The organism is Bradyrhizobium sp. 215_C5_N1_1, from assembly GCF_052075935.1.
Taxonomy (GTDB): Bacteria; Pseudomonadota; Alphaproteobacteria; order Rhizobiales; family Xanthobacteraceae; genus Bradyrhizobium; species Bradyrhizobium barranii.
Window position 1 is genome coordinate 4,513,760 of record NZ_CP197228.1, and the last position, 22,845, is coordinate 4,536,604.

General features: G+C 64.6%; 18 protein-coding genes. 10 read left to right on the forward strand and 8 right to left on the reverse strand.

What is annotated here, in order from left to right:
• Window positions 1–39: 39 nt before the first annotated feature.
• Window positions 40–4,548 (reverse strand): beta strand repeat-containing protein, encoded by a 4,509-nt coding sequence (locus tag AB7G19_RS21755; RefSeq protein ID WP_441268831.1) that lies wholly within the window; start codon window positions 4,546–4,548, stop codon window positions 40–42.
• Window positions 4,549–5,069: 521 nt separating this feature from the next.
• Between AB7G19_RS21755 and AB7G19_RS21760 the strand changes: the two genes are divergently transcribed.
• The 4 genes from AB7G19_RS21760 to AB7G19_RS21775 all read left to right on the forward strand — a co-directional run bounded on the left by AB7G19_RS21760 (window position 5,070) and on the right by AB7G19_RS21775 (window position 7,380).
• Complete coding sequence (locus AB7G19_RS21760; RefSeq protein WP_063983286.1) at window positions 5,070–5,615, forward strand: phage tail protein; 546 nt, start codon at window positions 5,070–5,072, stop codon at window positions 5,613–5,615.
• Window positions 5,616–5,725: 110 nt separating this feature from the next.
• The gene (locus tag AB7G19_RS21765; RefSeq protein ID WP_166096568.1) at window positions 5,726–6,253 is read left to right on the forward strand and encodes a phage tail protein; all 528 of its coding nucleotides are present in this window, start codon (window positions 5,726–5,728) and stop codon (window positions 6,251–6,253) included.
• Window positions 6,254–6,293: 40 nt separating this feature from the next.
• Window positions 6,294–6,842 (forward strand): phage tail protein, encoded by a 549-nt coding sequence (locus AB7G19_RS21770; protein ID WP_354113829.1) that lies wholly within the window; start codon window positions 6,294–6,296, stop codon window positions 6,840–6,842.
• A gap of 10 nt (window positions 6,843–6,852) precedes the next feature.
• Complete coding sequence (locus tag AB7G19_RS21775; RefSeq protein ID WP_354131528.1) at window positions 6,853–7,380, forward strand: GNAT family N-acetyltransferase; 528 nt, start codon at window positions 6,853–6,855, stop codon at window positions 7,378–7,380.
• Here AB7G19_RS21775 and AB7G19_RS21780 read toward each other — a convergent pair.
• On the reverse strand, window positions 7,377–8,333 hold the full coding sequence (locus tag AB7G19_RS21780) for an alpha/beta fold hydrolase (RefSeq protein ID WP_354113831.1): 957 nt from the start codon (window positions 8,331–8,333) through the stop codon (window positions 7,377–7,379). The genes AB7G19_RS21775 and AB7G19_RS21780 overlap by 4 nt on opposite strands.
• 152 nt (window positions 8,334–8,485) lie before the next feature.
• Between AB7G19_RS21780 and AB7G19_RS21785 the strand changes: the two genes are divergently transcribed.
• From AB7G19_RS21785 to AB7G19_RS21810, 6 genes are all read left to right on the forward strand, one after another.
• Window positions 8,486–9,748 (forward strand): D-alanyl-D-alanine carboxypeptidase family protein, encoded by a 1,263-nt coding sequence (locus tag AB7G19_RS21785; protein WP_166341880.1) that lies wholly within the window; start codon window positions 8,486–8,488, stop codon window positions 9,746–9,748.
• A gap of 2 nt (window positions 9,749–9,750) precedes the next feature.
• Window positions 9,751–10,437, forward strand: coding sequence for a dTMP kinase (tmk, locus tag AB7G19_RS21790; protein WP_085401502.1), 687 nt, complete (start codon window positions 9,751–9,753; stop codon window positions 10,435–10,437).
• Window positions 10,434–11,480 carry a DNA polymerase III subunit delta' gene (locus tag AB7G19_RS21795; protein WP_283016470.1) on the forward strand — a complete coding sequence of 349 codons (1,047 nt, stop codon included), beginning with the start codon at window positions 10,434–10,436 and terminating at the stop codon, window positions 11,478–11,480. Before tmk ends, AB7G19_RS21795 begins: the two co-directional genes overlap by 4 nt.
• Window positions 11,481–11,589: 109 nt before the next feature.
• A complete protein-coding gene (gene metG, locus AB7G19_RS21800) occupies window positions 11,590–13,599 on the forward strand; it encodes a methionine--tRNA ligase (RefSeq protein WP_283016469.1) in 2,010 nt (669 codons plus the stop codon).
• Window positions 13,600–13,611: 12 nt separating this feature from the next.
• Window positions 13,612–14,388, forward strand: coding sequence for a TatD family hydrolase (locus tag AB7G19_RS21805; protein WP_283016468.1), 777 nt, complete (start codon window positions 13,612–13,614; stop codon window positions 14,386–14,388).
• A 13-nt stretch (window positions 14,389–14,401) separates the two neighbouring features.
• Complete coding sequence (locus tag AB7G19_RS21810) at window positions 14,402–15,199, forward strand: MBL fold metallo-hydrolase (RefSeq protein ID WP_283016467.1); 798 nt, start codon at window positions 14,402–14,404, stop codon at window positions 15,197–15,199.
• Between the two features lie 15 nt (window positions 15,200–15,214).
• Here AB7G19_RS21810 and AB7G19_RS21815 read toward each other — a convergent pair whose 3' ends face one another.
• The 6 genes from AB7G19_RS21815 to AB7G19_RS21840 form a co-directional block, all read right to left on the reverse strand.
• A complete protein-coding gene (locus AB7G19_RS21815; RefSeq protein WP_283016466.1) occupies window positions 15,215–16,864 on the reverse strand; it encodes an acyl-CoA synthetase in 1,650 nt (549 codons plus the stop codon).
• A 23-nt stretch (window positions 16,865–16,887) separates the two neighbouring features.
• Window positions 16,888–18,777: a TRAP transporter large permease gene (locus tag AB7G19_RS21820; RefSeq protein ID WP_441268071.1), complete on the reverse strand. Its 1,890-nt coding sequence runs from the start codon at window positions 18,775–18,777 to the stop codon at window positions 16,888–16,890.
• Between the two features lie 30 nt (window positions 18,778–18,807).
• Window positions 18,808–19,827 carry a TRAP transporter substrate-binding protein gene (locus AB7G19_RS21825; RefSeq protein ID WP_354123803.1) on the reverse strand — a complete coding sequence of 340 codons (1,020 nt, stop codon included), beginning with the start codon at window positions 19,825–19,827 and terminating at the stop codon, window positions 18,808–18,810.
• Between the two features lie 485 nt (window positions 19,828–20,312).
• Window positions 20,313–20,852 (reverse strand): 4-hydroxylaminobenzoate lyase, encoded by a 540-nt coding sequence (locus AB7G19_RS21830; protein WP_354265903.1) that lies wholly within the window; start codon window positions 20,850–20,852, stop codon window positions 20,313–20,315.
• Window positions 20,831–21,580, reverse strand: a complete 750-nt coding sequence (locus AB7G19_RS21835; protein ID WP_354265902.1) for a nitroreductase — start codon at window positions 21,578–21,580, stop codon at window positions 20,831–20,833. Before AB7G19_RS21835 ends, AB7G19_RS21830 begins: the two co-directional genes overlap by 22 nt.
• Entirely contained in the window at window positions 21,577–22,785 is a 1,209-nt protein-coding gene (locus AB7G19_RS21840) for an ABC transporter substrate-binding protein (protein WP_354265901.1), read from the reverse strand. The genes AB7G19_RS21835 and AB7G19_RS21840 overlap by 4 nt, the downstream gene beginning before the upstream one ends.
• Window positions 22,786–22,845: the final 60 nt, after the last annotated feature.

Below are 22,845 nucleotides of genomic sequence, written 5' to 3' on the forward strand. Positions count from 1 at the left end.
AGCGACGTAGCGCCGCTGGCACGTCGTCGCGCTCAGGGATCAGAATGGGATGCGCGCGCGTCCCGTGAACGTCCAGATCTGCGTGTTGCTGCCGATGCCGCCGAGTTCGGCGCCGAAGCCGACCGTGGTGCCGCCCGCCAGCCTTGCGCCGATGCCGCCCGTGACGCGGGCTGACCAGCCCTGGAGCAATGGTGTCGAAGCGAGCGGGATGCCGCCCGCAGCAACGATCGCGGCCGCATCGTCCTGCGTGAAGTAATAGTCGGCAAAGACGCCGGCATAGGGGACCAGCAGCACGCTATCGAGCCACGGCACGGGATAGGAGACCCTGTTGCCGGCAGACGCGCGGCCGCTCGAGAAGGTGCGGGCCGCCTGCTGGGTGCCGAGCGAGTCGACATAGGCGTTTTCCCGCTCCCAGATCGCGTAGACCTTGGCCGACGGTTCGATATTGAAATTGGCCCAGCTGTAGCTGCCGGTGAAGCCGGTCGCGAATATCCAGCGATTGCCGTTGAAGTTGCCTTGCGCCGTGCCGGCGGTGCCGTCATAGCCGATGCCGGAATAGGTCACGGCCACATCGTAACGCAGCGTCGGGATGATCTTCCAGCCGAGATAGGCGCCGACGGTCCAGCCGTCGCCCTTCAGCTTTCCGTTGATGTCGGTCTGGGTGTAGCTGAAGTTCTCGTAGCCGCCGGTCACACCGACCAGCAAATTGGGTCTCGCCCGGTAGGTCAGTCCCGACAGCAGGTTGATCTGCTGGCCGAAAAGCGTGGCCTGGGTTGCACCCTGACCGATGTTGCCGGACGAGCCCCATTGATCGATGCCGCTGCCGCGCACGTCGATCCAGAACAGCCAGTCCTTCTGCTCCCTGAAGCGCGCAGCCGGTGCCTTGGTCGGAGCCGCCCGATCGATCGCGGCGAAGGCGTCATCGATCCGCGAGGAGCCGCGCCCGCGGCCGCCGGTCCGGCCGGAGCCGCCGTCGCCCGAATAGGCGTTCAAACTTTGAGAACCGGGCTGCTGACCGGATTTGGGCTTGTCGTCCTCATCGCCGTCGGGCGCGGCGGCGAAATTGACGCGCAGCCCGCCCGCGCCTGGCATGATGTATTGCCCGCCGTCGCTGAACCCTTCGGAAATCGCGGTGTCAATCGAACCGGAGATCGCCTGTCCCGAGCTCTGTGCCACGATCTTGGTGACGTTGAGCTGGAGGGCGCGCAGCTTGGCGCTGTCGGCGGGAATGTCGACCGACTGGTTCAGAGCCGGCGATGTCGAGGCGTTGAAGGCCACACTGCCGTTGTAGGTCGCCGTGATGCTGTGATTGCCGACGGGGAGCGTGGTCGTGGCAAAGGTGGCGTCACCGGCCGACAGGGTAGACGTGCCGATCGGCGTGCCGCCGTCGTTGAAAGTGACCGTTCCCGTCGGCGTTCCGCCCGAACTCCTCACCTTGGCCGTGAACGTTACAGACTCGCCGTAGCTGCTCGGATTCTTCGACGAGGTGAGCTCCGTGGTGGTCGTCGCGGACAGATAGGTGAACCTGTCTGCCGCCGAGGTCGGCGACGTTCCTCCGGCCGTCGTCACGGTGACATCGACCGTGCCGGCGCCGGGCGGCGAGGTTGCCGTGATCGACGTTGCCGAATTAACCGTGAAGCTGGTCGCGTTGTTGGCGCCGAACTTCACTGCGGTGGCGCCGGTGAATCCGGTCCCCGTGACCGCCACGGAGGTGCTGCCGATCGCGGATCCGGAGCTCGGTGAGATTGAGCCGACCGTTGGTGCCGGCGTGTAGCTGAATTGGTCCGATGCCGATGTGGCGGACGTTCCGTCTGGCGTCGTCACGGTGACATCGACCGTACCGGCGCCGGCCGGCGAGACCGCGGTGATCGAGGTCGCGGAATTGACCGTGAAGCTCGATGCATTCGTCACCCCGAACTTCACGGCGGTCGCACCGGTGAAATTGGTGCCGGTGACGGTCACCGACGTGCCGCCTGCGAGCGGGCCGCCCGTCGGCGAGATCGACGTCACGGTCGGCACGGCGAAATAGGTGAACTGGTCTGCCGCCGATGTGGCCGAGGTGCCGCCCGTGGTCGTCACCCTGACGTCGACGGTACCGGTGCCGGCCTGCGATGTCGCGGTGATCGAGGTTGCGGAGTTGACGGTGAAGCCCGCCGCCGCGGTTGCACCGAACGTCACGGCTGTCGCGCTGGTGAAATTGGTGCCCGTGATCGTTACCACCGTGCCGCCGGCCGCCGGCCCCGACGTCGGCGAAAGCGACGTGACGGCTGGCGTGGCGACATAGGTGAACTGGTCGGCGGCGGAGGTGGCCGAGGTGCCGCCTGGATTGGTCACGCGGAGGTCAACGGTGCTGGTACCGGCGGGTGACGTCGCGGTGATTGATGTTGACGAATTGACCGTGATACTCGTTGCGGCGGTTGCGCCGAATGTCACTGCGGTGGCGCCGGTGAAGCCTGTGCCCGTGACCGTCACGACCGTGCCGCCTGTCTGCGGACCCGTAGTCGGTGAGATCGAGGTGACGGTCGGCGCGGCGGTGTAGGTGAATTGGTCAGCGGCGGACATTGCCGACGTTCCGCCCACGGTGGTCACTCTGACATCTACGGTGCCGGCCCCGGCAGGCGATGTCGCGGTGATCTGGGTTGCCGAATTGACGGTGAAGCCGGCCGCCGCCGTGGCGCCGAACGTCACCGCCGTTGCACCTGACAGATTGGCGCCGGTGATCGTGACCGTCGTGCCGCCGCCCAGGGGGCCGCCTGTCGGCGAAATCGACGTGATGGAGGGAGGGCCGGCATAGGTGAATTGATCAGCCGCCGAGGTCGCGGACGTCCCGCCCGGCGTCGTGACCCTCACGTCCACGACGCCGGTCCCGGGCGGCGAGGTCGCTGTGATCGATGTTGCTGAATTGAACGTGAAGCCGAGCGCGGCCGTCCCGCCGAATGACACGGCCGTGACGCCGGTGAAATTTGTGCCTGTGATCGTCACCACCGTGCTGCCGGCCTGCGAGCCCGCAGTGGGGGAGATCGAGGTGACGGTCGGTGAGGGAATATAGGTGAACTGGTCCGCTGCCGATGTTGCCGACGTGCCGCCGGCTGTCGTCACCCTGATGTCGATCGTGCTGGTTCCTGCCGGCGACGTCGCGGTGATCTGGGTCGCCGAATTAACCGTGACGCCAGTCGCAGCCGTTGCTCCGAACACCACGGCCGTCGCGCCTGAGAAGTTGGTGCCGGTGATGGTTACGGAGGTGCCGCCAGAGCCCGGACCCGAGGTCGGCGAAATCGAAGTGACCGTCGGTGCCGGAACATAAGTGAATTGATCGGCTGCTGACGTTGTCGATGTTCCGCCCACGGTCGTCACCGTGATGTCGACCGTACCAGTGCCTGCGGGCGATGTCGCGGTGATCTGGTTCGCGGAATTGACCGCTAAACCGGTTGCCGCTGTTGCGCCGAACGTGACCGCAGTTGCTCCGGAGAGGTTCGTGCCGGTGATGATCACGGTTGTGCCGCCGGTCTGCGGGCCTGATGCCGGCGAGATCGACGTCACGGTTGGCGGAGCAGCATAGGTGAACTGATCCGCAGCCGAGGTCGCTGATGTCCCGCCCGGTGTCGTGACCCTGACGTCAACAGCACCGGCGGCACCCGCCGGCGAGGTCGCCGTGATCGATGTCGCTGAATTGAACGTAAAGCCGGCCGCCGCGGTCCCGCCGAACGTCACGGCCGTGACTCCGGTGAAGTTGGTGCCGGTGATCGTCACCGACGTCCCGCCGGCGGTGGGGCCTGCGGTCGGTGAGATCGAGGTGACAGTCGGGGCGGCAATATAGGTGAACTGGTCTGCCGCCGACGTCGCCGACGTCCCGCCGGCCGTCGTCACTCGGACATCCACGGTGCCAGTCCCGGCCGGAGATGTCGCAGTGATCTGGGTCGCCGAATTGACCGTGACGCCAGTCGCGGCCGTTGTCCCGAACGTCACGGCCGTCGCACCTGTGAAATTGGTGCCAGTGATGATCACGTTGGTGCCGCCTCCACCTGGGCCTGAAGTCGGCGTAATCGAAGTGATGGTCGGCGCGGGGACGGGCAGATTGATCGTGAACGTGTAAGCGGTGTTTGCTATCGAACTGCCGGAGCAGCCCACGTTGAAATCGCTGCAGCCCGGCGCGTAATACAGGATGATCGAGTCCTGTCCGTTACCTGTCTTGCTGTTCAGCGTGATATCGATCTCGGCCTGGCCGGCCTTCGCGGATTGACCGTTTTGGTTCGGGTTCGTTGGATGAAATGTGTAAGTTGCCTTTGACGTGGTCGGATTATAATCGGCCGCTGTGAGCAGTGGGCTGCCCGAATGGCCGCTCGAATTTGCGATCGGTGCATTGTAAAAGGCGTCTGTGCCCGCGACGGAATAGACGCCGTATACAACCGAGTCGTCGGCCGCGGCTGCGCCAACGGTCAAACACAGGCGATAGATCTGACCGACCGACGTGAAGTTGATCGTCACGCCCGACGTCGAATCCGTCGTTTGATCACAAGCCGCGTTCGCCGCTGCCATCGCGCCGAGCATCACGACGGCCGCGATGCAGATGCGTTGAGCCGCCCGCCAGAGAGAGCGCAATATCCGCGAAGGCTTAGCTTCACCATCGCGTGTCGGGACCGCCAGTTCCCCGACTATCTCTGGAATGGCCACCGCAATTGCGTGACTCACCGGCCCCCCTTAGCGGCAGCTCTCGATAGAGCATCCGCCTAAAATCCCTGATTGTGAAATTATTCGCCTATATCGTTGCGTGCATTTGACGGGACGCGGTGCGCAACGCAAGCGAACGAGCCAGCCAAACTGCCGGAACCAAGTCGCGGGCACTACTTTGCGGCGAACCGTTGCATAGCGGCAACAAAAGCGTGCTTTGATGGCAATCGACGGAAACGCTTGATGTATCAATTTATGGTTGCGCTTGCGCTTGACTGTCGACGCTGGCTGTTCAACAATCTCGGCGAGTGGGCCGCAATAAATTCATTCTTTAATTTAAGTGCCGCCGTCGTGGTTTGCATCATCACGCGACGGGTCGTTAGTTTTTTGGGGGAGGGGTCATGCCGTTACAGCCGGTTCTCGGACAGATCATGCCTTTTGCGGGCGCAGTGATTCCCAGAGGTTGGGCGCTGTGTAACGGTGCGCTGCTGGCCATCCAGCAAAATTCCGCACTGTTCTCGTTGCTCGGCACCTATTATGGCGGCAACGGAGTGACGACGTTTGCACTCCCGGATCTGCGCGGTCGCGCGATCCTCGGCTCGAGTGGCGCCGGCCAATATCCCGTGGGCATGACCGGCGGATCGTATATGGCCAGCCTCAATGTGCAGCAGCTCCCGGCCCACAATCATCTTATTCAAGTGTCTGCAGCGGTCGGAGGAGGCGGACGCGGGAGCGTCCCTCCCACAGGCAACGTCTTCGCGACAAACTCACTGCCGGCGACCAATCCGACGAAGATTTTTGCCGCAGCCGGGAGCGGCGACACGCCATTGGCCACCGCCACCAATCTGGTGAACGAAGGCGGCAACCAGCAGCATAACAACATGCAGCCCTATCTCACGATCAGCTATCTGATCGCGACGCAGGGGATTTTTCCGTCGCGAAGCTGAGCGGCTGCACGGCCGCATTTTCGCAACCGTAATCCATCCACTTCAGTTTTCCCACATTCGCGCATTCGCCGATCGGATCGGAACGGGCGCACACCAAAGGATCATATGCGATGGCAGATCCGTTTCTCGGCGAGATCAGGTTGTTTGGCTTTCCGCGGGTGCCGGACGGCTGGTTCGCCTGCAATGGACAGTCGGTCTCGATTGCCCAATTTGAGACGCTTTACGCCGTGATCGGCACCACCTATGGCGGCGATGGCGTCAACACGTTCAACCTTCCCGATCTGCGCGGCCGTGTGCCGATTGGACAGGGACAGGGGACAGGCCTTCCGAACTATACGCTGGGCCAGCCCGGGGGTGAGGAGAACCACACCCTGATCGAAGCCGAAATGCCGACCCACAGTCATGCGCTGATGTCCTCGACCGTGACGGCAACGGATGTAACGCCCGGGCCGACCCTTCATCTTGCCACGGCGTCAGCAGGTGAACTCTACGCACCGATTGCGAACGCCGGGACGTACTCCACGATGGCCCCCTGCGTCGCCACTTCGGGCAACAGCCTCGGGCACAACAACATGATGCCGAGCGTCGTTGCCAATTACTGCATTTGCTACGCGGGCGTCTTCCCTTCGTCCGGTTAGGCTGCGCGCGCATCCGTATTCAGTCTCGAGGAAAGACACCATGTCAGATCCGTTCGTCGGAGAAATCCAGGCTTTTGCGTTTCCTTTTGCAGTCGGCGGCTTCAACAGCGCCTGGCTGCCGTGCGGCGGCCAGCTCCTGCCAATTCAGGGTTACAGTGCATTATTTGCACTCGTCGGTACCTACTACGGCGGCAATGGCACGACCAATTTCGCCTTGCCGAACCTGAACGGTTCGGTCGCGATCGGCCAGGGGCAAGGTCCGGGATTGCAAAATTATGTCGTCGGCGAGACCGTCGGCAGTTCGACGGTGACGCTGATCGGCGACAACATGGCGAGGCACACGCACGCCCTGCAACTCGGCGACAAGAGCGCGACAGGCGCTACGGCAGGTCCCGGCGCGGCGGGGACCACGGTTGCGATCGACCCGAACTTCACCGGCTTCACGGCGCCACCCGGCAGTCTCACCTTGGTGCCAAGCGCCGTCACACTCACCGGGCAGAACCTGCCGCACGACAACATGCAGCCGACCCAGGCGATCGTGTGGTGTATCGCCTACGCGGGAATCTTTCCGGCTTTCGGCAGCTCCTGAACGATCTTGAGTGCGCGACGGCATGATTGACGGCGCGCCGCTCGACATCGTCCCCGACGATCCGGCTCTTCGGCTTCGGCCCGCAAGTCCGAATGACGAGCCGTTCATCCGGCGTCTCTTCGAGGAGGTGCGGACAGGGCAATTCACCGCGACCGGATTGTCCGGGCCGATCGTCGGCCAGATCATCGCGCAACAGTTCCGCGGCCAGGCGGCCGGCTATGCCGCGCAGTTTCCGCGTGCGATCTCGCTGATCGTCACACAGGACGCGACCGCGATCGGCCGGCTGCTGCTTCATTGCGCAAGCGAGTGCTGGCACATCATCGACATCGCGCTGCTGCCGGCCGATTGCGGTCGCGGCGCCGGCACGAAGATCCTCGACGCGCTCGAAGCGAGCGCACGGCAGCAGGGTGTCGGTGCGCTGACGCTCTCGGTGCTTGCGGACAATTCGGCCGCGCATAGGCTTTACCTGCGGCGAGGATTTGCCGAGATGGGGCAGGCGGGCGCCGTCCACATCGCGATGAAAAAGGATCTCGCCTAACGCACAGTCACCTCGCGCAGGAACTTCAGCAGCGCGGCATTGACCTCGTCGGGCCGCTCCTGCTGGACCCAATGGCCGGCGCCCTCGATGATCAGCTTCCGCGTCAGATTGGGTAGCACGCGCTCGAGCTCGTTGACGCGCTTGGCGCCGATCAGGCCGGTGATGACAGCGTCTTTCGAGCCGGCAATGAAGAGCGATGGCTGATGGATCTGCGCGTCCTGCCAGGGCGCCGTCAGCTCCCAGTTGCGGTCGAGGTTGCGATACCAGTTCAGCCCGCCGCGGAAGCCGGACTTGCGGAAGCTTTCGGTGAAATAGGCGAGGTCAGCCTCGCTGAGCCAGTTGGGCAGCGGCTCCTCGGTGAGCGCGTGACCGAGAAAGCCCTTGCCCTCCTGGACGAACATCGCGGCGCTGGGATCGGCAAGGCCGCGGCCGCCGAGCACGATGCGCATGGTGCGGGCAACATCACGCTCGAACTCCGCCTCGGCGACGCCGGGCGTCTGGAAATACTGCCAGTAGAAATTGGTGACGCCGCCCAGGCGCAGCAGATCGAGCGGCTTGCCGCGGCCGCGGAATGGCGGCGGCACGCTCAGGCCCGCCACCGCCGTGAAGATGTCGGGCCGGAACAACGCCGCGTGCCAGGCGACCGGCGCGCCCCAGTCGTGGCCGACCACCATCGCCTTGCTCTCGCCGAGCGCGTGCACGAGGCCAACGATGTCGCCGACCGTGTCGAAGATCGAGTAGGCGGCGACGTCCGCCGGCGCCGCGCTCTGGCCGTAGCCGCGCATGTCGGGGGCGACGACGTGGAAACCGGCGTCCGCCAGCGCCGGGATCTGGTGGCGCCAGGAGTAGGATAGCTCGGGCCAGCCGTGGCACAGCACCACCAGCGGACCCTGGCCGGCCTCGCGGATGAACAGGTCGATCCCGTTGGCCTTGATCACGCGGGTGGACAACATCGCTTTTCCGCCTTGTTTCAGGGGTTTGGTCGGGAAATATCAGGTGCCACGATAGGGGCGCGCCGAGAATCGTGCAATCTCGGGTTCGGCGGCCAGCCCCGTGTTGTTCGCACCGGTTCCTGCTGTTAGAACGCCGCTCTCAGGGCTTCGCCATGGCATTTCGTCTTTTTCCGCTCCGTCGCACCCGGTTCTCCGCCGGTGCGCTGGCGCGTGGGCTGATCGCGGCGGTTCTGGTGGCGGGCATCGGCTGGGGCGGGGCCCTCTACGCCGCCAACCAGAGCATCCAGGGCGCCAAGAAAGCCGAGGATTCCGGCTTCGATGGCGACGCCCCCACCGCGATCCTGATCGAGGCTTCCAGCGGCAGCGTCCTATTCGAGAAGAACGCCGACGAGCTGCGTGCGCCCTCCAGCATGATGAAGCTGATGACGGCGGAAGTCGTCTTCAATGCCATCAAGAAGGGCGACATCAAGCCGACCGACGAGTACCGGATCAGCGAGAATGCCTGGCGCAAAGGCGGGGCGCCCTCGGGCGGCTCGACGATGTTCGCCGCCATCAACAGCAAGGTTTCGGTCGACGACCTCCTGCATGGCGCGATCATCCAGAGCGGCAATGACGCCTGCATCGCGCTGGCCGAGGGCATCGCCGGCAACGAGAAGATCTTTGCCGCCGACTTCATGACCAAGCGTGCCCGCGAGCTCGGCATGACGAAGTCGACCTTCGGCAATTCCAACGGCCTGCCCGATCCCGGCAACAAGATGACAGTGCGCGAGCTCGGCATCCTCGCCCGCCACATCATTCTCGACTTCCCCGAATTCTACAAACTGTTCGGCGAGAAGGAGTACACCTGGAACAAGATCCGCCAGCCCAACCGCAATCCTCTGCTCAATTCGATGGAAGGCGCCGACGGTCTGAAAACCGGCTACACCAAAGAAGGCGGCTACGGCATGGTCGGCTCGGCCGTGCAGAACGGCACGCGGCTGATCGTGGTCGTCAATGGCCTGGAAGATCCTGAGGATCGCGCCACCGAAGCCAAGAAGATGCTGGAATGGGGCTTTCGCAATTTCGAGACCCGCACCCTGATCGCGGCCGACCAGCAGGTTGGCTACGCAAAAGTGTTTGGCGGCGAGAGCCGCTCGGTCAAGCTGGTCGCCAAGACGCCCGTCAAGGTGATGGTGCACAAGAACGGCAGCGACAAGCTGATTGCGCGCATCGTCTATAGCGGACCGGTGCGCGCGCCGATCGAAGCCGGGCAGAAGGTCGGCGTGGTCAAGGTCTGGCGCAGCGGCAATATCGCGGTGGAAACGCCCGTCTATGCCGCCGAAGCGATCGGCACCGGCTCGACCATGCGCCGCGCGATCGACGGCGCCAGCGAGCTCGTGATCGGCATGTTCCGCGCGGGCGCCGAGAAGCTCTGATCATGAGTGAGAGCGCAGCACAGCGGCCGTCCGGACGCGGACGCTTCATCACCTTTGAAGGCGGCGAGGGCACCGGCAAGTCGACCCAGATCAAGAAGCTCGCCGATCGCCTCACTGCGGCCAGGATGCGGACCCTCGTCACGCGCGAGCCCGGCGGCTCGCCGGGTGCCGAGATCATGCGCCACCTGGTGCTGTCGGGGATGGGCAAGCTGCTCGGGCCCGAAGCCGAGACGCTGCTGTTCGCGGCTGCCCGCGACGACCATGTCCGCACCGTGATCCAGCCTGCGCTCAATCGGGGCGCCTGGGTGCTGTGCGACCGCTTCGCCGACTCGACGCGGGCCTATCAGGGCAGCCTCGGCCGCGTGCCGATGGGCCTGATCAACGCGATGCAGCGGGTCACGATCGGCGATCTCAAGCCGGACCTCACCCTCATCCTCGATTTGCCGGTCGAGATTGGATTGCAGCGCGCCGCCGTGCGTCGTGGTAGCGGCACACCTGACAGGTTCGAGGGCGAGCAGCTCAGCTTCCACCAGGGCCTGCGCGAGGCCTATCGCAAGATCGCCGAGGACGATCCCGGCCGTTGCGTCCTGATCGATGCCAATTCCGATCCCGACACGGTTGCTGGACGAGTCTGGACGGCGCTGCGCGACCGTCTTCTCCCAACCCCTGCATCGGTGGTTTCCCTATGAGCCCGCGCCAGGCCGAACGCGAAACCGCCATTCCGCATCCGCGCGAGACGAGCCTTCTGTTCGGCCATCGCGAGGCCGAGACGGCGCTGCTCGCGGCCTATCGCAGCGGGCGCATCCCGCATGCCTGGCTGATCGGCGGGCCGCAGGGGATCGGCAAGGCGACGCTGGCCTATCGCATGGCGCGCTTCGTGCTTTCCAACGGCCAGCCGCTGGCGCCGTCCGTGCAGCAAGCCCAGACCCTCGCGATCGATCCTGATAACGCCGTGGCGCGGCAGGTTGCGGCCAGCTCGCACGGCGGGCTGTTGACGCTGGAACGCACCGCCAACGATCGCGGCGTGATGCGCACCGTGATCACCGTGGACGAGACGCGGGAGACGATCGGTTTTTTCGGCTCGACTGCCGCGGCAGAGGGCTGGCGCGTCTGCATCGTCGACACCGTCGACGAGCTCAACCCGAATGCCGCCAACGCGCTGCTGAAAATCCTCGAAGAACCGCCGCAGCAGTCGCTGTTCCTCCTGGTCAGCCACGCGCCGGCGCGCGTGCTCGCCACGATCCAGTCGCGCTGCCGCAAGCTGCGCCTGCGCCCGCTCGGCACGGATGATGTGATCGGCGCCGCAGCTTCGACGGCTGACCTCGATCCGAACGATCCGGCGCTGCGCGAGGCCGCGGAGGCCTCCGAGGGCAGCGTCGCGCGGGCGCTGACGCTGCTCGGCGGCGATGCCCTGAAGCTGCAGCAGCGCACGGCGGCGCTGCTTGCGCGCCTGCCACAGGTCGATCCGCGCGAACTGCACACGCTCGGCGATTCGCTCGGCACCAGTGACCGCGTCGCGCTGGCGGCCTTCATCGACGGCATCGATCGCTGGATTGCGGAACGCCTGCACTCCGACGAGGCCAATGCCAACCAGAATCTGCCGCGCCTTGCGCGCCTAGCTGAGGTATGGGAAAAGATCGTCCGCGCCGCGCGCGACACCGAAACCTACAATCTGGAGCGAAAGCCCTTGGTTTTCTCGGTGTTTGGCTGGCTGGCGGACGCAACGCGCTAGAGCATGATCCGGAAAAGTGTGCAGCGGTTTTCCGACAGGATCATGCTCCAAATAATGACCTAACGCAGGTTCGTTTCCAAATTTCGAGAAGCCGGTAAAGGAATTCGTCGTGGCCACGCGAGCTAAGAAAACCGCTAGAGGCAAGAGCAGCAAGAAGAAGGCTGCCAACAAGGCCGTGAAGAAGGCCGTGAAGGCGCTCGCGCGCAAAGCTGCCAAGAAGGTCAAGAAAACCAGGAAGGCTGCCGCCAAGAAGGGCGTGAAGAAGAGCGCTGCGAAGACGACAAAGAAGGCCGGCAAGAAGGCTGCGAAGAAGCAGGCCGTCGCCAAGAAGGCGGTGAAGAAAGCGGCCAAAAAGGCAGCCAAGTCTCCGGCGAAGAGCAAGGCTCCCGCGAAGAAGGCCGCCAAGAAAACGAAAGTGACTGCGCCTGCCGTGACCGTCGCACCGGCTCCCGTCGCCACGCCGCCGAAGGTTGTGAAGCCCAAGGTGTCGAAGCCGAAGGTGTCGAAGCCTGAGGCGCCGCCCGCGCCAAAGCCCGTCGCCGCTCCGCAAGCCGCAACTCCCGTTGCTGCGCCCGCGCGCGACAACGTCTTCTATATCTCGACCGCCATCGCCTATCCCAACGGCAGCCCGCATATCGGCCACGCCTATGAGGCGATCTCGGCCGACGTGCTGGCGCGCTTTGCGCGGCTCGACGGCAAGGACGTGTTCTTCCTGACCGGCACCGACGAGCACGGCCAGAAGATGGTCCAGACCGCGCAGAACGAGGGCCTGACCCCGTCCGCGCTCGCGACCCGCAATGCTGGCCGCTTCAAGGAGATGGACGAGCGTCTGAACGTGTCGTTCGACCGCTTCATCCGCACCACCGAAGAGCAGCACCATCGCTCCAGCCAGGAAATCTGGCGGCGCATGGAAGCGAACGGCGACATCTACTCCGACACCTATGCCGGCTGGTACTCGGTGCGCGACGAGGCGTATTACGCCGAGGACGAGACCCGCCTGAACGACGACGGCGTGCGCCTCGGCCCGCAAGGCACGCCAGTCGAATGGGTCGAGGAGAAGAGCTATTTCTTCCGCCTGTCGGCCTATCAGGACAAGCTTCTGAAGCTCTACGAAGATCATCCTGAATTCATTGGCCCGGACTCGCGCAAGAACGAGGTGGTGAGCTTCGTACGCGGCGGCCTGCGCGATCTCTCGATCTCGCGCACCACCTTCGATTGGGGCGTGAAAGTGCCCAGCGACGAAGAGCACGTGATGTATGTCTGGGTCGACGCGCTGACCAATTACATCACCGGCGTCGGATTCCCCGACGAGAGCGACAAGAACTGGCGCTACTGGCCGGCCGACGTGCACATCATCGGCAAGGACATCATCCGCTTCCACGCGGTCTACTGGCCCGCATTCCTGATGTCGGCCGGCATTTCGCTGCCGAAGAGGGTCTATGCCCATGGCTTCCTGTTCAACAGGGGTGAGAAGATGTCGAAGTCGGTCGGCAATGTCGTCGACCCCTTCAATCTTGCCGACCAGTATGGCGTCGACCAGATGCGCTATTTCTTCCTGCGCGAGGTCTCGTATGGCCAGGACGGCAACTACAACCACGATGCCATCGTCGCGCGCATCAATGCCGATCTCGCCAACGACCTCGGCAACCTCGCGCAGCGCTCGCTGTCGATGGTCGCCAAGCAGCTCGGCGGCGTGCTGCCGGAGCCGGGCGAGTTCAGCGACAACGACAAGGCGATTCTGGCGATGGCGGACGGCATGATCGCCGCATCGCGCGAAGCGATGGCGACGCAGCAGATCCATCACTGGCTCAACGCCGTGTGGGCCGTGGTCGCGGAGGCCAACCGCTATTTCGCGGGCGAGGCGCCGTGGGCGCTCGCCAAGACCGATCCTGTCAGGCAGAAGACGGTGCTCTATGTCACCGCCGAAGTCGTGCGCCAGATCGCGATCCTGGCCCAGCCGGCGATGCCGACTGCCTCGGGCTTGCTGCTCGACAGCCTCGGCATTCCCGCGGGCGAGCGGAATTTCGTGATGCTCGGGGGCGCCAAACGGATCGCGCCCGGCTCGACGCTACCGGCGCCGACACCGGCGTTCCCGCGCTACATCGAGCCGGCGGCCTAGGGCGTTCGGGCGATGCTGGTCGACAGCCACTGCCATCTGGATTTTCCGGACTTTGCGGAAGATCTCGACGGGATCGTCTCGCGTGCACGTGCGGCCGGCATCGGCCGTATGGTCACGATCTCCACGCGGGTGCGAAAGCTCAATCAGCTTCTGGCCATCGCTGAGCGCTACGACGACGTCTACTGCTCGGTCGGCACCCATCCGCACAACGCGGACGAGGAAGACGGCATCTCGCCGGACGAACTGATCGGGTTGACCGGGCATCCCAAGGTGGTCGCGCTCGGCGAGGCCGGGCTCGACTATTTCTACGACAACGGCGCGCCGGAGGCGCAGGCGAGGGGCTTCCGCGCCCACATCGCGGCGGCCCGTGCGACCGGCCTGCCGCTGGTGATCCACACCCGCGAGGCGGACGAGGATTGCGGCCGCATCCTGGAGGAGGAAGCGGCCAAGGGATCGTTTCGCGCCGTGCTGCATTGCTACACGGGCGGGCGCGAGCTGGCGCTGAAGGCGGTGTCGCTCGGGCTCTATGTCGGGTTCACGGGCATCCTGACCTTCAAGAAGTCGGAGACCCTGCGCGCGCTTGCGGCTGAACTGCCGTCTGACCGTATTCTGGTTGAAACAGACTCGCCCTATCTTGCGCCCGGCAAGTTCCGGGGCAAACGCAACGAGCCGGCCTATGTGGTCGAGGTCGCCAAGGTGCTAGCCGAAACGCGCGGCGTGTCGCTCGATGAGATCTCACGCCAGACCACCGAAAACTTCTTCCGCCTGTTCTCCAAGGTGAAATCTTAGGACTGGGAGCCGCATGACGCTGACGCTGACGATCCTGGGTTGCGGCTCCTCCGCCGGCGTGCCGCGCCCGGCACTCGGCTGGGGCGCCTGCGACCCCAACAATCCAAAGAACCGCCGCCGCCGCTGCTCGCTGCTGGTTGAGCAGACATCACACCACGGCACCACGCGCATCGTGATCGACACCTCGCCCGACCTGCGCGAGCAGCTCATCGATACCAATGTCGACCACATCGACGCGGTGTTCCTGACCCACGAGCATGCCGACCAGACCCACGGCATGGACGATCTGCGCTCCGTCGTGCTCCACATGCGCAAGCGCATTCCGGTCTATTTCAACCAGTCGACCGCGAAAGACATCATGGCGCGGTTCTCCTATTGCTTCATCTCGCCCGAGGGCAGCGACTATCCGCCGATTTTGCACCGGCATTCGATCGAGGCCGGCGAAAGCCGGACCATCAGCGGCAAGGGCGGGGACGTGACCATGACCGCCTTCCTGGTCCAGCACGGCCAGATCCCCGCGCTCGGCTATCGCATCTGCAATGCCGCCTACACGCCCGACCTCAACGACATCCCGCGCGAGAGCTGGGGCGCGCTGGAGAATCTCGATCTCTGGATCGTCGACGGCTTACGCTACACCCAGCATTCCAGCCATTTCAGCATCAACGATGCGCTGTCCTGGATCGAGCGCTTCAAGCCCAAGCGCGCCGTCATCACCAACATGACGGCCGACGTCGATTACGAGGTGATCCGGCAATCGCTGCCGGCGGGCGTGGTGCCGGCCTACGACGGCATGCGGCTCGAGACGCACTGATCGCGCCGGCTCGGTTCAGGCCGAGATCGCCTTCGACGAGCCGATCTCGTTACGCAGCAGGAATTTCTGGATCTTGCCCGTGGACGTCTTCGGGATCGGTCCGAACACGACGGCCTTCGGCGTCTTGAAGCCGCTCATATGCGTGCGGCAGAAGGCGATGATTTCGGCTTCGGTCGCGCTGGCGCCGTCCTTCAGTTCGACGAAGGCGCAGGGCACCTCGCCCCATTTCGGATCGGGCTTTGCGACGACGGCTGCGAACAGCACGGCCGGATGCTTGTAGAGGATGTCCTCGACCTCGACGGAGGAAATGTTCTCGCCGCCGGAAATGATGATGTCCTTGGAGCGATCCTTGATGATGACGTAACCGTGCTCGTCGAGCACGCCGAGGTCGCCGGTGTGAAACCAGCCGCCCTCGAAGGCTTCTTTCGTCGCCTTCTCGTTCTTGAGGTAACCCTTCATCACGATGTTGCCGCGGAACATGACCTCGCCGATGGTCTCGCCGTCGCGGGGCACCTCCTGCATCGTCTGCGGATTGATGACGGTGACGCCTTCCTCGAGCGGGTAGGGCACGCCCTGCCGCCGCTTCATGCTGGCGCGCTCGGCGGCGGGCAGATCGTCCCAGCCGGGTTGCTCGGCGCAGACGGAGGCGGGGCCGTAGACCTCGGTCAGGCCGTAGACGTGCGTAAGCCTGATGCCGATGTTTTCTGCGCCTTCGAGCACCGCGACCGGCGGTGCGGCGCCGGCGATCAGGCCGACGACGCCGCGCGCGGCACTGCCCTTCGGCGCATCGGGTGCGTTGATCAGCGTGTTGTAGACGATCGGCGCGCCGCACATGTGGGTGACGCCGTGCTGCTTGATCAGCTCGAAGATTTTTGTCGGCTCGACCTTGCGCAGGCAGACATTGATGCCGGCGGCCGCAGCGATGGTCCAGGGGAAGCACCAGCCGTTGCAGTGGAACATCGGCAGCGTCCAGAGATAGACCGGATGCTGGCCGAGCTGGCCGGCGAGGATGTTGCTGACGGCGTTGAGATACGCGCCGCGATGATGGGTGACGACGCCCTTGGGATTGCCCGTGGTGCCCGAAGTATAGCTCAGCGCGATGGCGTCCCATTCGTCCTTGGGCGGGATCGCCGCGAAGTCCGGGTCGCCTTGCGCAACCGCCGCCTCGTACTCGATCTCGCCAATGCGCTTGCCGCCCTTGAAAGCGGCGTCGTCGACGTCGACGACGAACGGCTTCGGGCCCTTCATCTGCGCGAGCGCGTCGGTGATGACAGTCGAAAACTCCGGATCGACCAGGATGATCTTGGCGCCGCCATGATCGAGCTGAAACGCGATCGAAGGCGCATCGAGACGAATGTTGAGCGCATTGAGAACGGCGCCGGTCATGGGGACGGCGAAGTGCACCTCGTTCATCGCCGGAATGTTCGGCAGCATCGCCGCGACGGTATCGCCGACGCCGATGCCCTTGCCGCCGAGCCAGGACGCAAAGCGTTTGCAGCGCTCATGCGTCTCGCGCCACGTGAAGCTGCGGCCCTCATAGACAGTGCTGACGTGGTTGGGATAGACGGCGGCGCTGCGCGCGAGGAAGCTCAGCGGGCTCAGGGGGACGTAATTGGCGGGGGTCTTGTCGAGGCCGATATTGTACTGGTTCTGCCGCTCGCTCATCGAACCCTCCTTGACGCCGCGCTCTACAGGAATCCGATCGAGATCCAGGGGAAGATCGCGACGATGATCAATCCCACCAGCAGCGCCAGCAGATAGCCCCAGATCGGCCTGATGCCTTCGGCCGGATCGACGCGTCCGATGGCGCAGGCGGCATAATAGCCGACGCCGAAGGGCGGGGCGAATAGCCCGATACCCATGGCGAGAATGATCACCATGGCGTAGTGCACCTCGTGCACGCCGACGGCACGGGCGATCGGAAACAGCAGCGGCCCGAACAGCACGATTGCCGGAATGCCCTCAAGCACGCTGCCGAGGATGGTGAAGGCCAGGATCGACACGGCGATGAAGGTCGCAGGCCCCCCGGGCAATCCGGTCATGGCTGAAGCCAGCGAGCGCGAGAAGCCGGATTGGGTGAGCCCCCAGGCCATGCCGGTCGCCGTGCCGATGATCAGCAGGATCGCGCCCGACAGCGCCGCGGTCTCGACCAGCATGGGAAACAGCCGCCGCCAGTCGAAGCGGCGGTAGACGAGGAGGCCGACCAGGGCGCCGTAGACGATCCCGATGGTGGAGACTTCGGTCGCGGTCGCAATGCCCTCGACCACGGCGTAGCGGATCACGAAGGGAAGCGCGAGCGCGGGCAGGGCGATGACGAAGGTCTTGCCGATCTCGCCACCCGTGGCGCGGCGCACATGGCTCATGTCCTCGTGGCGATAGCGCCACCACACCAGCATGCAGAGGGTGATGGCGAGCACGACGCCGGGCAGCAGGCCGCCGGTGAAGAGGGCGGCGATCGATACGCCCGTGACCGAGCCGATCGTGATCAGCACGAGGCTCGGCGGAATGGTCTCGGTTTGGGCACCCGTAGCCGCAAGAAGCGCCACGAGGTCGCCGGGCTTGGCGCCGCGCTGCTTCATTTCCGGGAACAGCACGGGCGCCACCGCCGCCATGTCGGCGGCCTTGGCGCCGGAGATGCCGGAGACGAGATACATCGCGCCGACCAGCACGTAATGCAGGCCGCCGCGGACATGGCCGAGCAGGCTCGCCAGGAACGCGACCATGGCCCGCGCCATGCCGGTCATCTCGATCAGAAGCCCCAGGAACACGAACAGCGGCACCGAGAGCAGGATGAGGTGGCTCATGCCCTCGTCCATCCGCCCGACCAGCACCATCACCGGCGTCCGCGTGGTCAGCGCCAGATAGCCGTAGATCGCGAGGCCAAACCCGAACGCAATGGGAACGCCGGCAAAGACGCAGAAGCCGGCGACGCCGACGAAGAAGATGACGAGGTTGAGGTTGCCGAGCGGCCGCAGATAAGGCTGCGCCAACCAGAACAGACCGACGATGACGGCAACCGATATCACCGCCGTCAGCACCATGCGGTAATCGGCGGCGCGCAGCAGCCGCAGCAGCGCGAACACCGCCATCAGGCAGATGCCGGCCGGCAGCGCCGCGGCGCGCCACATGTTCGAGATCTGGAGCGCCGGCGTGGTGATGAAGCTTTCCTCGTAGGCGTATTCGGCGGATGGCCAGACGATCAGCGCCAGGAACGCCAGCGCCGCGCAGGTCGCGACCATGTCCAGATAGGCGCGCAACGCCGGCCGCGCGCTCGCGACGAGCGCCGTCATGCGCATGTGCTCGGAGCGGCGGAATGCGACCGCCGCGCCCAGCATCGCCAGCCACAGGAACAGGATCGAGGCGAGCTCATCCGACCAGATAAGCGGCCGGTGCACGCCATAGCGTGCGACCACGCCGGCAAACAGGATTACGATCTCGGCGACGACCAGGATTGCCGCGGGGATCTCGACGGCGAGGCCGAGGAGGCGCTCCAGCGAGGCCAGCACGGGGGATCGGCGAGGGGGCTGAAGAGCCACCTCGCCCACCACTTCGGTCGCCTGAACCTCGACATGAGCCATCTCGATAAGAACCTCGGCGGCCCCGACGCGTTACGACAGCTTGCCGACGGCCTTTTCCAGGAGATCCCAGGCCTGGTCGCCATACTTGCCCTTCCACTCGGCATAGAAGCCGGCGGAGCGCAGCTTGTCACGGAACGGCGCCACCGCAGGCTGGTTGAAGGTCAGGCCTTTGCCCGCGAGCTCCTGCTGGAGATTCGCATTGAGCTTGGCGGTATCCTCACGCTCCTTGACGGCGGCGGCGTTGATGTTCTTGGCGACGACGGTGCGCACATCCTCTGGCAGCGCGCTCCAGGCGCGGCGGTTGGCCAGGAACCAGAATCCGTCCCACATGTGGTTGGTCAGCGAGCAGTACTTCTGCACCTCGTACAGCTTGGCGGTCGAGATGATCGCCAGCGGGTTCTCCTGGCCCTCGACGATCTTGGTCTGAAGCGCGGAATAGACCTCGGCGAAATTGATCGAGGCGGGCGCGGCGTCGAACGCCTTGAACATCGAGGTCCACAGCGGTGACACCGGCACGCGGATCTTGAAGCCCTTGAGGTCGTCGGGACCGGTGATCGGCTTGCTCGACGACGTGGTCTGGCGGAAGCCGTTGTCCCAGATCTTGTCCATGACCTCGAGGCCGGCCTTCTTGATCTCGCCGCGGACATGGGCGCCGAGGTCGCCGTCCATGGCCTTCCAGACCGTGCCGTAGTCCGGGAACGCGAAGCCGATGCCGTTGATGGACGCGGCCGGCACCAGGGTCGACAGGATCAGGCCTGACAGCGTGAAGAATTCGACGCCGCCGGACCGGATCTGGCTCAGCATGTCGGTGTCGGAGCCGAGCTGGTTGTTCGGAAAGATCTGGAGGTCGAACTTGCCGTTGGTCTCGGCCTTGATCGCCGCCGCCATCTCCTTGGCGCGCACGTTCAGCGGATGGGTGTCAGGCAGGTTGTTGGCGTATTTGTAGGTGAACTCGGCGCTCTGGGCGCGGGCCACATGGGGCGCACCGAGGCCGCCCAGGACCGCGGTCGCGGCGGAGGCCTTGAGAAGCGTGCGTCGGGAAAAGCTCATGGGTCTGCTTCCTCGGAAGTTTGTTATTGTTCTGAGATGCAAACCTATACGGACGGAAGGCCTGAAGGTCATCTGCGATCTCGCGAGGTCTCGCTTATTGCAGCCGGGCACCGTTGCGGCAATATCGGCTTTCGGCAGATGGCCCGGATTCAAAATCTGAAAAACAACAAGAGCCGAGAGGCCGGTCGCGGCGTAGACCGAAAACGGACGGCAAGCGAAGACGCGGTGTCAGGAATTCGATCTAAATATCTGATCTAATTGTATATAAAGATATTCCATAATATACCTTATGCGAATCATGGATATCGCGGTCCAGGCAGGCTGCCGCCTGGCGCATGGTCGCCGAAATCCCTCTCCACCGTTCATGGTGAGCCGCCTTGCTGGCGGTGGCGTCGCGGCGCATCGCCGCGCGCAGGCTCAGCTGTGCATTCTTCTGAACGGGTGACGCTCGCGCACGGCGTCACCCGAGACCGTCCGGCCGGCGATTAGGACGGCGCGGCGAAGTCGTAGGAGATGCGTCCGGCGGGCAGATAGAACAGCGCGATGACGGCGCCGCCGCGCACCTCAGGATAGTGCCGGCTGCCGGGATCGGGCGCGGTCCAGCCGGGCCCTTGCCAGCCCTGCAGCCCCTTGAGCTCGGCGCCCTTGTCCAGCGGCACGACCAGGTTCAGTTCCCCATATGGGTGACCGTGATACTGCCCGCGGAGCACGTCGTGGTCGTCCTCGTCCTTGAAGCGGCGCGGATCGGTGCTGTTCATGTAGACGGCCGTGATGCTGAACTGGAACGTTTCAGGCGTCGGGTCCATGATGCGGCTGCGCCGGTAGTTGGGGCCGTCGACCTCCTGGTTCGCCGCCCAGCCTTCCGCGACCCCGAGCTTAATCAGGCGGGCCAGGTCCTGGTAGAGCTGGCTGCCCTCGCCGTATTTCTCATTGAGCCACCGCTCCATATCCGCGCCGGGCGTCATGTCCTTGACCTCGCGCAGAAACGGAATGCTGCACTGAATCAGTTCGTCTCGGCTTCCCATGGCCTTGTCCTTTCCATTTGGGTTGCACTTTGTTCTTCAAAGCCCGCGAACGAGGCGAAGTCCGCGATGTCCGCGCGCGGCATCAGCCTGCCCGCGATTTGGTCCCTGGCACGGCCGATCGAAATGCCGCACACGACCATTTGCTCCGCCGGGATCGACAGCAGCGGACGCAGGATCCGGTGGTATTTCGAGAACGTCTCCTGCGGACATGACTGGAGCCCATGGCCTGCCGCAGCCAGCAGCACGTTCTGGATGAACATGCCGAGGTCGAGCCAGCTGCCGACCTCCAGGCGCCGGTCGATCGTGACGATCAGCCCGACGGGCGCGCCGAAGAACGCATAGTTCTTGGCGGTCTGGCCGCTCCTGGCTTTGATATCGGTCTGGGCGATGCCGAGCGAACCGTAGAACAACCGGCCGAACTCCTGTCGTCGTTGCAGGTAGGGTTCGGGCAGGTCACTGGCGTAGTATCTGTATTCCGACATATGTGCGTCGCGGGCGGTTTCGTGCGCCTCGCGCAGCGCCACCGAGACCCTGTCTTTGGCATCGCCGGCCAGCACGTAGACGTGCCAGGGCTGGATATTGGCGCCGCTTGGCGCAAACCGTGCCACGCGCAGAATCTGCTCGATGGTCCCTCGCCCGACCGGCGCGCCTGAGAAGTCGCGGCATGCAAAACGGCCTGCGATGATCTCGTCGATGCCGCTGTGCACGGCTGCGCCCTCGCCGATCATGGCTGCTTCAGGAGCGGACATCCGCCTTGCTCCATCGGCCGGAAGGCTTCCTCGCCCGGAATCGTCGCCAGCAGCTCGTAATAGTCGAACTTGTATTTGGACTGCTCGGGCGACTTGACGCGAAACAGATACATGTCGCGGACCAGCCGGCCGTCCTCGCGGATCCGGCCATTTTTCGTCATGAAATCGTTCACGGGCATGTCGCGCATCCTGGCGGCTATGGTCGGCCCATCCAGCGTGCCGGCCGCCTGAACCGCCCTAAGGTAGTGCATCACCGCGCCATAGGTGCCGGCGTGGATCATGGTGGGGACCTTCTGGGTCTTGGCGATGAAGCGCTTCGACCACGCCCGCGTGTCCTCGTTCAGGTCCCAGTAGAACGCCGAGCTCAGCATCAGGCCCTGGGCGCTCTGGAGCCCGAGACTGTGAATGTCGGCAATGAAGACGAGCAGCCCGACCAGCTTCTGCCGCTGCGTGATGCCGAATTCGCCGGCCTGCTTGACGACGTTGATGAAGTCGCCGCCGGTGTCGGCGAGCGCGATCACGTCCGCCTTCGAGGACTGTGCCTGGAGCAGGAAGGACGAAAAATCCTGCGTATTGAGCGGATGTTTCACCGCGCCGATCACCTTGCCGCCCATGGCATCGATGACCTTGCGGCTGTCGGCCTCGAGTTGCGCGCCGAGGGAATAGTCGACCGAAATGAAGTACCAGGAGTTTGCGCCGAGACGCGACATCGCCCGCGTCGTTCCCTGCGACAGCGCATAGGTGTCGTAAGTCCAGTGAATTCCGGTTGGCGAGCATTCGTCGCCAGTCAGGCGCGACGTGGCGGCGCCGGTGGCGAGGAAGAGCTTCTTCTTGTCGCGTGTGATGCCCTGCACCGCCAGCGCGACCGCAGAATTGGGCACGTCGAGGATCGCCTCGACGTTTTCATTTTCGAGCCAGCGCCGCGCTATGGTCGCTCCCACATCGGCCTTGTTCTGGTGGTCTCCCGCGACGATCTGGATGCTGCGCCCCAGCACCTGACCGCCGAAGTCGTCGACCACCATTTGCGCCGCGACCACCGAGCCCTGGCCGCCATTGTCGGCGTAGAGCGAGGACATGTCGGTGAGAACGCCGAGCTTGACCGGACCATCCTGCGCAAGGACCGGCGCCGTGAACAGCGCCAGTGCCAGTCCGAAAGCTCCGATCGACATCCCGCAGGATTTCATTGCCCGTCTCCTCCAAATTCGGCGTCGGGATCATGACGGGATCGCGCGAATGCGGAAGTG